Here is a 13,323-nt window from a genome sequence, read left to right as displayed (position 1 = left end):
TTGGGTAATGAGTATTAGAAAAAGTTTATTACCCAGTCCCCAGTCCCCAGTCCCCAGTCCCCAGTCCCCAGTACCAGACTATGGACTAAACTAGTAATTTGTAGTGTAGTTTTGCAAAATTCTGTTGGTTAAGTGTTTTATGGTTACAAGACTTTCAGCAGCTGTTTATGGAATGGGTACAGCACCAACTGTAGCTCCTGAACGGTCTAATCAAGTTACCCGCAAGACTTATCCGAATTACAAAGTCATCGTTTTAAACGATGACTTCAATACTTTTCAACATGTGGCTGATTGTTTGACTAAGTATATTCCGGGGATGACAAGCGATCGCGCTTGGGATCTGACTAATCAGGTACATTATGAAGGACAAGCGATCGTTTGGGTAGGCCCACAAGAACCTGCCGAACTGTATCACCAACAGCTGCGTCGAGCTGGTTTAACAATGGCTCCTCTAGAAGCAGCTTAATCATCATGGGCAAACCCAATGTAGATTCTCTCTCCACCGCTGCTCGCAAAGATGGCAGACTCGTCTGGAATCACTCAACTCATCTTTCTGGTCTCATTCCCATTTTAGAACGTCTCTGTCAGCAGGATGGCATTCAAACCGTCACTCCAGGAGTGATTGGACGGGTGAAAGGTCATTGTCCGAAAATGCAACTGCGTGTATCTGTACCCATTCGCGGCGGTTATAAAGTCATTGCCCGCCAAGGTAAGACAGTACAAGAGGTGTTTATCCTAACCACTTTGGATCGGGATAAATTTCAAGATGCCATTGCGATCGCCATAAAAAATTAACTATATAGTCCAGAGTCAAAATTTGAAAAGTAGTTGACTGTTAACTATTCTTCAACTTGGTGTACTGCAAATCTGTGTAGCGGCAAACTGAGTACGCAAGAAAAAGTTAAGAAATACGACAAAGCTGTAGTTATTTTCAAACTGATGGCTAGAGTTTCCCAGTCAGGTAATATTATCTTCTCCATGCCAAAAGCAACACAATACACTAACCAGTAAGAAAAGCTCATTCTAAACAGAATTTTTTCAGTTTCTTCTATATCATTTTTTGCTTGCTTGCGATCCCAGAGTAATATCAAACCGACAATACAAGCAACAAAAGACACAGCAACAACAGCCTCATGACACAACAAATTTATTGAATGCATTTGCGTTTATCCCAATGTTTTTCATATTGAAATTCAGTCTAAAGGAATATTCCTTGCGGTTACACAAAATAGTTACAAACTGCAATGGAGTACTGCAAAAGCTGTAAATAATTGCAACAAATTTATAAATTGGTTATTAATTATGTCGCACGAAGCCATTGAAACAGTTATTGATGCCTACTTTATCAACATTGCGGCCATGAATGCAGATGGCTGGGTAGAGAACTTTGCTGAAGATGCCGTTAGTTACGATCCAGTTAACGAACCACCAACAAAAATCCATGAGGGATTCCGTCAGTTTATCGGGCAGTTACAAGCAGTCTTTGAGAAACTAGAACCGACAACTGAACATATCTTTGTTGCTGGTAATGAAGCAGCGGTTAAGTGGACAATGCGGGGACTCAGCAAGAGTGGCAAATCAGTTACCTTCGAGGGAATCACGATTTTCGAGATTAACGCAGTTAACAAGATTCAAACAACTCGCGCATACTGGAATCCTGCTCAGATGGTGGCTCAATTGCGCTCTTAATATAGGAATCCGATTTGATTTATGAAAAAATCTAAGTAAATCTAGTAAATGTAGTGGCGTGTCAAGGCTAAAGTAGTGCAATAGAAAAATTCGATTATGTGTCTAAACTTCAATTTTTCAGAGATTTTTAATGCAACATTTTAGCCTTGCCATGCCACTAAGTGTATTTCAAAAATCAAATATGAGTCCCATATCACGTCTAAGTAAAAGGGATTGAGTACTGAAAAAAGGAACAAGGAGAGAAGTCGCAAGGAGGAGCCACTGCGCGGGACGGGTTCCCCAGCTTGTACTCCTTCTCCGACGAAGACGCTAGCGCGAACGGAGAACCCACAGGGTAGCAAGTGGTGTGGTTTCCCTCCGGCGAACTTCGGAAAGACAAGGTAAAAATTTTACTTTGTCTTCCCACTCTCCTTCATTTCCACACTCCCAAATCCCTCAAGCCAAAGTTACTAAATTACAACTCCTGCTCTTCTTCATAGAACCAAGCTTCTGCCACCAGTGTTAAGCCAATCAGCCAAAAAAAGCAAAAAGTCGCAAACAAGAATATTTCTATCATTGCTATCACCTCCAACAAAGCTCTTGCTCACATCGCTCTATTAACCATCTGTTTGCCAGAAAACCTTGCTACATCTGTATATTGGTATCAGAAATGAAAAATCTTTACATTTCTAAAGAAATAGCTACCCAGCAAATGCAACAAAAAACATGTAAGTTGAGACAAAATAGCGGAGCGAGATGAGTGATGAAACAATAGTTTGTATATTATTGGATACTGTCAAACATAAGTAAATTATCCCTCTTAATATACAGAACGATTCAAATAATTAATAAAAATAAATCCTGATACGACTAAGTATTAAGTAACTTAAAATTTAAATTTTTCTACCTTGCAAGCATAATTATTACCTTGCCAGGAAGCGTATAGTGTTTTTGAATGGATTGAACTATGTGTTGAACCTTTGATTTGAGTTGAGGACGAGGTCTACCAGTACTGGCGACGAATCAGTACTGGCAAAAATAAATAGAAGTCGCAGCCTTTAGATTCCGGACGCATTTGATTCATCAGTATGATGCTTTTTACCCGGAACTTGTCCTAAACCAAGTAAAGAGAGTAATAAGAAAGTACAAATTCAGTGAATAATTTAACTGTTTAAAATAAAGACTTCTTACTCTTTTTTCATGAGAAGAGACGAAGATAATACTGGGATTTATCTACTTTGCCTCCAAACCCTTGACTTTACTTAATTTTTTCGTGAGCAGATAAAATAATCTTTTCTGTTTCTTCCCAACTGATACATTTGTCAGTTACAGAAACCCCATATTGTAATTCCTCTCGTTTTCCAGTAATTGGTTGATTACCTTCATATAAATTTGATTCCAACATCATGCCAACTATTGATGTGTTGCCATCTACTATTTGTTGAATCACATTTTCAAAGACAGCAGATTGTAATTTGTAGTCTTTATTTGTATTACCGTGGCTACAGTCAATCACAATTCTGGGTGGTAAATTAGCTTCTTTTAATTTTTCTTCCACCAATTTGACATTCACTGGGTCAAAGTTGGGCTGACTACCGCCGCGTAAAATGACGTGACCGTAAGCATTACCTCTAGTTTGAAATACGCTTACCTGACCTTTTTGATTAATTCCCAGAAAATTGTGAGGACTTTTTGCTGAGTGTAGCGCATTCAAAGCTACTTGAATATTACCATCTGTGCCGTTTTTAAAACCTACAGGCATCGAAAGTCCACTTGCCATTTCACGATGAGTTTGTGATTCAGTCGTGCGTGCCCCAATAGCAGACCATGTAACCAGTTCACTGATGTATTGAGGTATGATAGGGTCGAGTGCTTCTGTACCAGTAGGTAATCCCAATTCTGTAATTTTTAATAGTAAGCTCCTTGCAATTAATATACCATTTTCTAGATGGAAAGAATCATCCATATCGGGATCGTTAATTAAACCTTTCCATCCTACTGTTGTTCTTGGTTTTTCAAAGTAAACCCGCATGATTAGCAGCAATTTATCTTGAACTCGTTCAGCTAAAAATTTCAGTTTTTCTGAATATTCAAGTGCTGCTTTTGGCTCGTGAATTGAACAGGGGCCCACTACTATAAATTTTCTACGATCCTGAAAATCTAGAATATGTTGTATTTCCTGTCTAAATTTTAAAACAATTTGTTCAGCCGATTTTGTTAAAGGTAATTTTGATTTGACTTCGCTAGGAGTTAATAATACGTGAGAATTCTTGATGTTAGTGTTAGATAACTGATTGTGCATGGAGCGGTTCCTGCGTTCTTGGCGACTTCATCTATGAGTGAAAAATCATACACACATTTTAAATGAAAAGGAGAACATCAATTCATAGAATTTTAGACAAAAAAGTTTACTAATTGAAAAAAATCTGATTAAAATGTAACCAAGCATGTTAATAAATACTGATAATTGCTTGTTTGATTCTCAAAATAAAAAAGGGGAAAGTATTTTCCCCTTTGCAGTGTTATTTAGACTGCTGAGTTAGTGTTAGTGTATTTTATTACTGCCAAACAAAGACTTTTGCTTCATATGGCCCTATATCAGTTATGATGCCATCGTCACCAGCTTCGACATCATAATCGGCTGTCCATTCGTGCCATGTGCCACTAGCAGGAAAGTTAGGAACGTGGTAGCCAGCTAGGAAGTTTTCTGAGAAGTTTGTCACTACAACAACACGAGAACCTTCATCATTCCAACGGCTGTAGGCTAGCACCTTAGCTTCTGGATTTTCGTGAATAAAATCAATATTTTCTGTGTAGAGGGCATGATTATTTTTACGCAGATTAATCAACCCTGAGTAGTAACCAAACAAGCTACTGTTGAGGTCATTACCTAGTAGTGTCCAATCAATTTTGGCTGATTCAGGTTGTTTGGGCTTATACTCTGCAAATTCTTCTCCCATCCAAACCAAAGGTACACCCACAGCTGTCATCAGAATAGCTACTCCCAACCTAGCCCGCCTAAATGCTTCTTCGTCAAAAATCTCACGTTTACCCAACTCTACCATGACGCGATCGTGGTCGTGGTTGGTCAGGTAATTTACGACATTCGTAGCACCCATAAAACCTTGACGCTTACAATCAATTACATCTTTGAGGCGTTCTAAATCAAATGTATCACCGCAAATATGTTCTAAAACACAGTGATAGAAACTGTCGTGCCAGCAACCATCCATTGGACCGTCTACATTGGTGATGCTGGTAGTTTCAGGGATGTGTTCTGCAATATTGTAAAAAGGTTTAGTACCAGCTGTTTTTTTAGCTTCCTGAACAATCCAATGCATGAAATCGTAGTTAGCTATTTGCCGCGCTGCATCATAGCGAATACCATCGATATGAAAATTTTCAATCCAGTAACGGATTGTATCGCCAATAAATTTTCGTGCTGGAAAAACGTCTAAATTTTCATCATAGTGTTCGTAATTAAACTCAGGTCCCCAGCTATTATCAGGGTCGCGGGGCGAGTGGTGATACCAATAGTCATGGTCTATTTGGGTTAATGGTGCAGATGCTTCTGAATGGTTATAAATACCATCAATAATGATGCGAATACCTTTACCATGACACTCATCAATTAGCTGCTTTAATCCAGCCGTGGAACCATAACTAGATTCAGTTGCAAAAAAATGGCGGGGATTGTAACCCCAGCTATAATCACCTGGATATTCTTTGACTGGCATCAATTCAATAGCATTGATTCCTAATTCACACAAATAATCTAATTTCTCAATAACGTGTTTATACTTACCTCTAGCATATGGATCGTCTTCACCACCAGAAAAGTCGCCGACATGCAATTCATAAATTACTAATTCGTGGTCAGCAGGTAAAGGTTTGTCATCATTTTTCCAAACGTATGTATCGACAATCCTTTCTCCATCTTTTACCCGTATAATCCCGTCATCTTTGCCACTCAATTCATTGATATTAGTTGCATAGGGATCTGTGACATCAACCCACTGTTCTGGTTCTAAAAACCATGAGTTGGACTGAACGCGGAATTTATATTCATAGTCGCCATCTTCTAGTTCAACAGTTGTACGAAAATAACCATCTTCACCTTTTTCCATTGAAATTTCTTGCCAATCAGAGAAAGAACCAATTAGCGCAGCTCCTTTGTTATAAGGCGCAAATAGGTTAAATTCAATCGGTTTTGCCATAATATTGTTTGGAATATATTATCTCAATAATGCTTATTTTCTAAATTATTAATCATTTTGCAAATCGGTCTAGGGAAATAATTATATAAGCACTTCCTCTATCTATAGGAAGAATATATACTATATAAAAAGATTGTTTATCTTTATTAGATTTCTGAATATTAGGTTGAATAGTTATCTGCCTACTATCAAATGATATAAATATAAAACTAATTGATAAAATGTGTTTTTAACCGAAAATAAAAAAATATTCAGCGTTCAATAAAGATTGAATTACCGAATATTTTCTAGCTAAATTTACTCGAGTTGATTGCTATTTTGTTGCAAATAACTTAACAGCCAGTTTGCTACTGTTGCTCTGCGAGTCTGCCGAGGCCCAAATTCGCCTAGTTTATAACCTTTAAAGCCTAGTTTCTCTTTCAGTAGTTGTTTATTTCCTTGAGGAACAGAACGAGTTAATTTGACTGTTGCAGGTCGACTATCAATAAAATTTGGTGGTTGTGGGTACTCATCTTGCCATTCTTGTGCAACTTCGTTATTGTTCCATTTCGCAGATGAAGAGTCATAACGATAGCCTAAATAGTACCATACCAATTCGTTGACTGTGGCATCATCAATTTTATCGTTGATAATTGCCCAGATGGTTTCTGTGTTGAGCGGTGGCAAATTAGACATAAGCAATGCAGAATTAAAAATTCAACTTAGTGAATTGGTCATCAATAATCGGTGATTTAAGATGCTACGTTAACTGATGACTTATGAACGCCAGTTGCTACCCTGCGGGAAGCCCTACCCTTCTCCTAAGGTCGCCACTGCGCTAACGACCCTTCCTTTAACGGGGGTTACCCCCGCAACGGAGTGTCTCACCGCAGGCATTCCCCTTGGACGAGGACTGGCGCTTCGCTTCGCTAACGGTAGTCGCTCACCAACGGACTGGCTCCTGATGACTGTCAACTTGAGCCAATTTGCAATTTTTAAGGGGTAACAGCTTCAGTACACAACACTTTATCACTACCTTGATAGTCTTCTAAAGATAGGGATGATTTTATATTTATCTACACCTAGTGGAAGATTTGTCCTCTACAAGCATTAGACAAACTATGAAAGTGACCACAAAAAAGGAGATTAGTAAACTCAGGAGGAAGATTATGGGAATAGGCGATTTATTTAGAAATATCGGTGGTGGTAGGAAACAACGCGATGATGACTGGGATAGACGCGACGATCGCCAGCCAAGATATCGCGATGATGAAGAAGGCGAAGAAGAAAGCCAGCCAAGATATCGTGATGATGATGAAGGTGAAGAAGACAGCCAATACAGATATCGCGATGACGAAGAAGACGAAGAAGACGAAGAAAGTCGGTACAGGTATCGGCGAGGTGGTGGCGATCGCGATTAATTTCGCGAGTTGAAATTAAAAACAGATTGTGTACTCACAAACTCGGTAGACTGGAAATCGTAAAGAATAGACCAGTCTATGCAGAATTCCACACCCCTGCCAAAGCTAATCCGCGCCCATGTATTCGTTTCTGGCCGAGTCCAAGGAGTGGGCTATCGCTATGCCACTGTGGATACAGCTAGCCAGTTGGGATTAACAGGTTGGGTGCGGAACCTCCCCGATACTCGTGTGGAAGCAGTATTTGAAGGGGTACGGGAAGTTGTGGAAGAAATGATTCGCTGGTGTTACTCCGGACCACCTGCGGCTGTGGTGAAAGAGGTTGTGATTGAGTACGAAGAACCAGAAGGATTGCGGGGATTTGAAGTTAGGCGGGTTGAGTAAGTAAGATTTATAGCATTAGGGGCGTACAGTCTAGCTGTACGCCCCTACTTAATTTGTTATCCAACAATAACTGTAAAGCAGAACTGACCCTTAAAAGGGGATATCATCTGGATCTGGTTCTTCCTCTACTGGTGTTGGATAGGTAGCTAAGTCAAAATTACTGGCTTGGGGGATGGGTTCGGGTGTGACTTGAGGAACGACACCAACAGTGGTTTTAGTTGGGGTAGCTGCTGGACGAGATGATTCATAACTGGGCACATCTTGAGAAGCTGCTACTGGAGAGGAAACTCCTGGGGATGATTGCCGCGCCGGAGTTTCTGCAACTGATGTATTTCTGGATGAAGTAGTATGAAAATCACCTGTTAAAGATTGAATTTGTTGCACTGTTAATTCAGCACGTTTTTCTTTAAAACCTTCTTGACGTTCGACAGTATGCATACCTAAGCGCCCTACTAAAATGACGCGATCGCCTTGATGGTAGTTTTGCTGAATTTCTGTGGCCAGATTTCCCCAACCTACAACTTTCAAAGTAGCTGGCTGATCTTCTTGCTTCTGGGAATTGGGAAACTGCACAAGCATTTCTGTAACTGCCAAATTATCGGATGTATAGCGTAGTTGCGGTTCTTGAACAATTTCCGCCATCAAAACGCAGCTGTTCATTAAATCCTCCTGACTGGAAAAAGTGCTGATGGGAAAGGTGAGTTTTTATATGTAGGGTCAATCAATACCTAGATATGTTTAATTGTTTGCATTTTTTAATATTGCCGAAATAAGTTTTTTACAAGCACTCTCTATTTTGAGTCTGTTTTAGCATAAAAGCCAAGCGATCGCCTTGAACAGCATTTGAGATGCGGTTCATCACTTTCGCCTGACTAGGAACGAGCATTGAATTCTGCATGAATAGTATAATTGTACCACCCAATGCCCAGAAAAAATACTCGAAGTTAGGTTTTGACGTGAACTGGAAACACACCCAAGCCAATCAACCGTGCTGGTAGGTCGCGTAAAATGGGCAACTTCAAAAAAACAGGTAGTTGCAAGGTGCGATTTGAGTTAAGAATTGGGGCAAACACCTGCTTTTGAATAAAAGCCTGAAATGCTTGAATGATACGTGTAGGTAACTCCCTTTGACGTTGCACTTTTGCTAAATCGCTAACATCTACATGTCGGTTCTTCAGCGGTTTAGTGAGAACATTTGCTGCCACGACAGCATCTTGAATTGCGTAGTTAATGCCTACTCCACCAACAGGAGACATGACATGGGCAGCGTCACCGATGAGTAGCAGTCCCGGATGATACCAGCGTTTAACGCGGCTGGATTCCACTGAGAGAAAGGCTACCTGCGACCAATCGTGTAGATTTTGGATGCGATTGCTTAATTCTGGTATAACTTCGACAACAGATTTTTTTAATTCTTCCAATCCAGCAGCGCGGAGTTTTTGATAGCCTCCCTTGGGGATGACATAGGCAAGTTGCCATTCATCACCACGGTCAAGCATGGCCACAATATGACCTTGCCCGAAGCGTCCCATGCCTCCCTCAGCATCTTCTGGGTTCCTGGGCAGACGGAACCAAAGGATATCCATTGGCGGTGAGGTGTCAATTGACTCAAAGTTCCCCAGTTGCCTTAATCGTGAATGACGACCATCAGCACCAACTGTAATTATTGCTCGGATTTCGTGCCAGCCACCTCCGCCTCGATAGCGAACACCCTCAATCACACCATTTTCTGCTATTAATTCCTGGACATTTGCACCCATCACCAGCCGAAAATGAGGGTATTTTTGTGCCTCTTGAGTAATAAACTGCAAAAATTTCACCTGAGGCAGCATTGTAATGTAAGGGTAGCGAGTTTTCAGATGGCTAAAATCTGCCAATGTCACCGTATCTTGAGGAGTTTGAACCCGAATGCGGTGCATCTTAGTATGGGGCAACTGTAGCAAGCGATCGCTTAAGCCCAATTCCTCCATAATTTCCATTACGGATGGATGAATTGTATCTCCCCGAAAGTCGCGATCGAAGTCTTTGTGCGCTTCTAAAAGCATCACAGAAATACCTTGACGCGCTAATAGCAGTGCCAACACAGCTCCAGCTGGTCCACCACCGACAATGCAACAATCTGTAGTTTGTACGTCTACAATGTCATGGGCAGCATTAACACTTGGGTCTTGAGAAAGATTTTTAGGTACATAGGTAGTCATAACAATACCTACTGACAGCCCTAGAATCCAGGGTAGTTTGATTTTTATAGTTAAAGCTGCTTTTTTAACTTTTCGTATTCACATGAAACGTGTATCATGGGCGCTAAACCTTTCGCTTCGCAAAGTCAACAGTCCAGAGTTATTGATTTTGACTTTTGATCTTTGTAGGGGCGCAAGGCCTTGCGCCCCTACTGACCATTGACTATTAATTAACACTCGTGGCCCAAGTTGTTTTAGAAAACGTTTATAAAAGTTTTCCCCCACGTAGAGGGGAAATTGTTGCTTCACCAGCCCAAAACCCACTCACATTTGGGAAGACAAGTGATGTAGAGCCAGAGCGTGCAGAAAGCGTAAACGTCTTGCGAAGAATTAACCTCACGATCGCAGATGGGGAATTTATGGTGCTAGTGGGTCCTTCTGGTTGTGGTAAAAGCACCCTATTGCGGTTAATTGCTGGCTTGGAAGCGATGACTGGAGGTAATATCTGGCTGGGCGATCGCTTGATAAATGACCTGCCACCCAAAGAACGTGATATTGCAATGGTGTTTCAAAATTACGCCCTCTATCCCCACATGACGGTGTATGACAATATTGCTTTTGGGCTGCGCCGCCGAGGTGGAGCAGAGGGAGCAGGGGAGCAGGAAGAGAAGTTGCCAGGAGGGTTTCCCTCCAAGCAAACTTCGGGAAGCAGAGGAGCAGGAATCCCGAACTGGGCTGAAAATCTCTTGGTAGGCGTGACAAAACAGTTACCTAAAGGACTCCGCTATGTTTCTGCCAAAGAACGAGTAGTGGACGAACAGGTGCGGAGTGTTGCCCAGTTGTTACAAATTGAAACACTGCTGAATCGCTTACCCAAACAGCTTTCTGGGGGGCAAAGGCAACGAGTTGCCCTAGGACGAGCGATCGCACGCAATCCACAGGTGTTTTTAATGGATGAACCGCTTTCTAACTTAGATGCTAAATTGCGTGCAGAAACCCGCGCCCAAATTGTGAAATTGCAACGTCAGTTAGGGACAACAACAATTTACGTCACCCACGACCAAACAGAAGCAATGACAATGGGCGATCGGATCGCAATTATGAATCAAGGTCAGATTCAGCAAGTTGCCTCTCCATTAGAACTTTACAACCGCCCTGCCAACCGCTTTGTCGCAGAATTCATAGGCTCACCCCCAATGAATTTTATTTCTGTAGAATTTCATGCCCCATTATTGATTACCAATTCTCAATTCCGTCTTACCCTCCCAGAAACCTGGGGAACTGCCTTACAAAAATATGATGGGCAAACTTTAATTTTAGGTATTCGCCCAGAACACTTAAGCTTGGGTTTGCCTGCTACCAAAAATCTGCCAGCGCAAGTAGACTTGGTAGAAAACCTCGGTAACGATTCTTTTATTACCGTCAGACTTGGCGAACACGGTCAAGCTACCCATAAAAGTAATTATCTACAAGTGCGAGTGCCACCAGACCGATTGGTTAGTATTGGTGAGCAAATATGGTTATCGCTGACTCAAGATAAAATTCACTTTTTCGACCCTGAAACTGAGCTAGCAATATTTCCTAAGAATTGATTTTGGTAATTACTAAATGATTGATGTAATATTGGCAGGTTATTTTGCTAGCAATCGCGTCTTCAATAAGTTCTCCTGCCTTCCTTAACTCTTTTATTTTTTACTAAAATTTTCAATCAAGCCTTGACTACGGAATTTTTAGATACAGTTTTTTATCCAAACATTCAACAATAGATATGGCTAACTCATGCATTACCTCTAGAGCCGCCTTTTCATATTTTTGATATTCTTGAATGTCTTTAATAACCATTTCTTTCCCGTGAGCAATATAATTCCTTCTAGCAACTAATGTTCGTAACTCAATTTTATATTGATCGACTAGTATACAATCAAGACAAACTTGGCGTGAGTTATCAATAAATACATTAGGATATAAATTTGATTCGGTTTCAAGCTTTACTTGAAAATCGATATTTTCTTCTAGTAAATTTTGCAAATATATCTGAGCAAAGTTCCAAATATTTTCTGAAGTTAAGTCTCCTTTTAATTCTTTAAATTGTTTTTGTAGCGAAAGTCTAGCTATCTCATCTTTACACTCTTTTCTCTTAACACCTGATTTTTGTAGTTCATCAAGATATAAATCCCACGCAAACTTGCAAAAACCTTCATAATGTGCATATAATAAAGCCCACACAGCACGTAAAAGTACTTTGTGTGCCACAGTTCCCTTAGTTGTTGTTATGACTTGTCTTTTAAGTGAGGCTAATTCTGCTTCTCGCCAATTTAAATCTTTTTCTAATTCTTGATACCAATTACTCATTTACTAGTCCCAAAAGAGCATCTTTGATAGTGTTAATTCTACCTTGCAGCTTTTCTCGTTTATTAGCTCCTGACCCCGTATAGTTTCTAAATTCTTCAGTTTGAACTGTATCAATTACCTTTTGCTTAACTCGATCCGTTGGCACATTTCTAATTTTATCTAGTGCATTTAAAGTTCCAACTGTGATAGCCTCATAATAAGCTGGAGCAAGACCTCCGATAGGCTTCTCGCCTCTATACTTTACAAAAGCTCCTTCTCCAAGAGCGTTGCTAAGAAATGTAAAAATCTTATCAAATTGTTGTTCTTCACTTTCAAAATCAAAATCAATCTCTTTAAGAATAATTTTTTCTAAATAATCATCTAACCAATCTCGGACACTGCCTTTAAACATATGTTGAGCGTTCTTTGCTGCCAAAAATCTTAAAACAAGTTCTTCATCACCTTTTCTATCTTTTTCAACTTGCGCTAATGTTTCTATACAATTAATAAAAGCAGGATGAGAGGCTTTTCTTTGTATAAAACTATAGAAACGAATTCCATCATCACCTACCATTCTCGCAGAACAATTGCGGATTTCTTGAGGATCTAAAATTTCACCACCCGTATTTAAACGTTTAAACATTGCATATCTTAAAAAAGACTTGCTCTGCCTTTTTATAACAACTGTCCTAACTGATGAACGTTTAATTTTTAGCCTTAGCCTTAAAGATAAGTCCTCAAAGGAGATTCCGTTTAGTTCTTTCACTAAATCACAACCTTCAAGAACCAGAGGTTCTAATTTTAATGCTTTTGGATCGATAAATTGGATAACTGAACTGACTCTTTGTAATCCATCAATTAACTCAAATACAGTATCAGATGTCTCTATGACAAAAATTTGAGGTATGGGAAGTTCTAATACAATTGATTCAATGAGTCTTGATTTTTGTTCATCTGTCCATCTAAAAAGACGCTGATACTCTGGCTGAATCACTAGTTCTTTACTAGAGTATAAATTTACAATTTCTCCAAAACTTAAGTCTAGAGAATCAGTACGAACTTCACCAATTGTTTCATCTATAATGTCTTCCAATGAACTCATTAAATTATATCCTTATAGTTACTAATCAATACTTCAATGAGAAA

The 13,323-nt window shown here is 39.9% G+C and carries 14 protein-coding genes; 6 read left to right on the top strand and 8 right to left on the bottom strand.

What is annotated here, in order from left to right:
• The first annotated feature begins 139 nt into the window (after positions 1–139).
• Together clpS and RMY31_RS09850 are read left to right on the top strand one after the other, a co-directional pair.
• Entirely contained in the window at positions 140–466 is a 327-nt protein-coding gene (gene clpS / locus RMY31_RS09855; RefSeq protein WP_322662616.1) for an ATP-dependent Clp protease adapter ClpS, read from the top strand.
• Positions 467–471: 5 nt separating this feature from the next.
• Positions 472–795, top strand: a complete 324-nt coding sequence (locus RMY31_RS09850; protein WP_322662615.1) for a DUF2103 domain-containing protein — start codon at positions 472–474, stop codon at positions 793–795.
• 44 nt (positions 796–839) lie between these two features.
• Here the strand turns inward: RMY31_RS09850 and RMY31_RS09845 are convergent, their stop codons facing one another.
• Positions 840–1,160 carry a hypothetical protein gene (locus RMY31_RS09845; RefSeq protein ID WP_322662613.1) on the bottom strand — a complete coding sequence of 107 codons (321 nt, stop codon included), beginning with the start codon at positions 1,158–1,160 and terminating at the stop codon, positions 840–842.
• 142 nt (positions 1,161–1,302) lie between these two features.
• On the opposite strand from RMY31_RS09845, the gene RMY31_RS09840 reads away from it, so the two are divergent.
• Positions 1,303–1,689, top strand: coding sequence for a nuclear transport factor 2 family protein (locus RMY31_RS09840; RefSeq protein WP_322662611.1), 387 nt, complete (start codon positions 1,303–1,305; stop codon positions 1,687–1,689).
• Positions 1,690–2,926: 1,237 nt separating this feature from the next.
• Here RMY31_RS09840 and RMY31_RS09835 read toward each other — a convergent pair.
• The 3 genes from RMY31_RS09835 to RMY31_RS09825 all read right to left on the bottom strand — a co-directional run bounded on the left by RMY31_RS09835 (position 2,927) and on the right by RMY31_RS09825 (position 6,560).
• Positions 2,927–3,970: a 3-deoxy-7-phosphoheptulonate synthase gene (locus tag RMY31_RS09835; RefSeq protein WP_322662609.1), complete on the bottom strand. Its 1,044-nt coding sequence runs from the start codon at positions 3,968–3,970 to the stop codon at positions 2,927–2,929.
• A 256-nt stretch (positions 3,971–4,226) separates the two neighbouring features.
• A complete protein-coding gene (locus RMY31_RS09830) occupies positions 4,227–5,885 on the bottom strand; it encodes an alpha-amylase family glycosyl hydrolase (RefSeq protein WP_322662607.1) in 1,659 nt (552 codons plus the stop codon).
• Positions 5,886–6,182: 297 nt separating this feature from the next.
• Positions 6,183–6,560: a DUF1823 family protein gene (locus RMY31_RS09825; protein WP_322662605.1), complete on the bottom strand. Its 378-nt coding sequence runs from the start codon at positions 6,558–6,560 to the stop codon at positions 6,183–6,185.
• Between the two features lie 473 nt (positions 6,561–7,033).
• Between RMY31_RS09825 and RMY31_RS09820 the strand changes: the two genes are divergently transcribed.
• Positions 7,034–7,285: a polyribonucleotide nucleotidyltransferase gene (locus RMY31_RS09820; RefSeq protein ID WP_322662603.1), complete on the top strand. Its 252-nt coding sequence runs from the start codon at positions 7,034–7,036 to the stop codon at positions 7,283–7,285.
• Positions 7,286–7,363: 78 nt separating this feature from the next.
• Complete coding sequence (locus RMY31_RS09815; protein WP_322662601.1) at positions 7,364–7,666, top strand: acylphosphatase; 303 nt, start codon at positions 7,364–7,366, stop codon at positions 7,664–7,666.
• 90 nt (positions 7,667–7,756) lie between these two features.
• Here the strand turns inward: RMY31_RS09815 and RMY31_RS09810 are convergent, their stop codons facing one another.
• Together RMY31_RS09810 and RMY31_RS09805 are read right to left on the bottom strand one after the other, a co-directional pair.
• Positions 7,757–8,326: a single-stranded DNA-binding protein gene (locus RMY31_RS09810; RefSeq protein ID WP_322662599.1), complete on the bottom strand. Its 570-nt coding sequence runs from the start codon at positions 8,324–8,326 to the stop codon at positions 7,757–7,759.
• A gap of 284 nt (positions 8,327–8,610) precedes the next feature.
• Positions 8,611–9,867: an FAD-dependent oxidoreductase gene (locus RMY31_RS09805; RefSeq protein ID WP_322662597.1), complete on the bottom strand. Its 1,257-nt coding sequence runs from the start codon at positions 9,865–9,867 to the stop codon at positions 8,611–8,613.
• A 218-nt stretch (positions 9,868–10,085) separates the two neighbouring features.
• Here RMY31_RS09805 and RMY31_RS09800 point away from each other — a divergent pair, with 218 nt between their 5' ends.
• Entirely contained in the window at positions 10,086–11,438 is a 1,353-nt protein-coding gene (locus tag RMY31_RS09800) for an ABC transporter ATP-binding protein (protein WP_322662595.1), read from the top strand.
• A gap of 127 nt (positions 11,439–11,565) precedes the next feature.
• Here the strand turns inward: RMY31_RS09800 and RMY31_RS09795 are convergent, their stop codons facing one another.
• Together RMY31_RS09795 and RMY31_RS09790 are read right to left on the bottom strand one after the other, a co-directional pair.
• Positions 11,566–12,198, bottom strand: coding sequence for an MAE_28990/MAE_18760 family HEPN-like nuclease (locus RMY31_RS09795; protein WP_322662593.1), 633 nt, complete (start codon positions 12,196–12,198; stop codon positions 11,566–11,568).
• Positions 12,191–13,279, bottom strand: coding sequence for a DUF262 domain-containing protein (locus RMY31_RS09790; protein WP_322662591.1), 1,089 nt, complete (start codon positions 13,277–13,279; stop codon positions 12,191–12,193). The genes RMY31_RS09795 and RMY31_RS09790 overlap by 8 nt, the downstream gene beginning before the upstream one ends.
• Positions 13,280–13,323: the final 44 nt, after the last annotated feature.

This window comes from Dendronalium sp. ChiSLP03b, assembly GCF_034531165.2.
Classification (GTDB): Bacteria; Cyanobacteriota; Cyanobacteriia; order Cyanobacteriales; family Nostocaceae; genus Dendronalium; species Dendronalium minutum.
The sequence above is the reverse complement of the archived record's forward strand: the minus strand, read 5'-3'. Positions and strand labels throughout refer to the sequence as shown.

What these genes read in the sequence shown, in the direction of transcription:
- clpS (WP_322662616.1), top strand. Translation starts at nt 140, where the DNA reads ATGGTTACAAGACTTTCAGCAGCTGTTTATGGAATGGGTACAGCACCA.
- RMY31_RS09850 (WP_322662615.1), top strand. Translation starts at nt 472, where the DNA reads ATGGGCAAACCCAATGTAGATTCTCTCTCCACCGCTGCTCGCAAAGAT.
- RMY31_RS09845 (WP_322662613.1), bottom strand. Translation starts at nt 1,160, where the DNA reads ATGCATTCAATAAATTTGTTGTGTCATGAGGCTGTTGTTGCTGTGTCT.
- RMY31_RS09840 (WP_322662611.1), top strand. Translation starts at nt 1,303, where the DNA reads ATGTCGCACGAAGCCATTGAAACAGTTATTGATGCCTACTTTATCAAC.
- RMY31_RS09835 (WP_322662609.1), bottom strand. Translation starts at nt 3,970, where the DNA reads ATGCACAATCAGTTATCTAACACTAACATCAAGAATTCTCACGTATTA.
- RMY31_RS09830 (WP_322662607.1), bottom strand. Translation starts at nt 5,885, where the DNA reads ATGGCAAAACCGATTGAATTTAACCTATTTGCGCCTTATAACAAAGGA.
- RMY31_RS09825 (WP_322662605.1), bottom strand. Translation starts at nt 6,560, where the DNA reads ATGTCTAATTTGCCACCGCTCAACACAGAAACCATCTGGGCAATTATC.
- RMY31_RS09820 (WP_322662603.1), top strand. Translation starts at nt 7,034, where the DNA reads ATGGGAATAGGCGATTTATTTAGAAATATCGGTGGTGGTAGGAAACAA.
- RMY31_RS09815 (WP_322662601.1), top strand. Translation starts at nt 7,364, where the DNA reads ATGCAGAATTCCACACCCCTGCCAAAGCTAATCCGCGCCCATGTATTC.
- RMY31_RS09810 (WP_322662599.1), bottom strand. Translation starts at nt 8,326, where the DNA reads ATGAACAGCTGCGTTTTGATGGCGGAAATTGTTCAAGAACCGCAACTA.
- RMY31_RS09805 (WP_322662597.1), bottom strand. Translation starts at nt 9,867, where the DNA reads ATGACTACCTATGTACCTAAAAATCTTTCTCAAGACCCAAGTGTTAAT.
- RMY31_RS09795 (WP_322662593.1), bottom strand. Translation starts at nt 12,198, where the DNA reads ATGAGTAATTGGTATCAAGAATTAGAAAAAGATTTAAATTGGCGAGAA.
- RMY31_RS09790 (WP_322662591.1), bottom strand. Translation starts at nt 13,279, where the DNA reads ATGAGTTCATTGGAAGACATTATAGATGAAACAATTGGTGAAGTTCGT.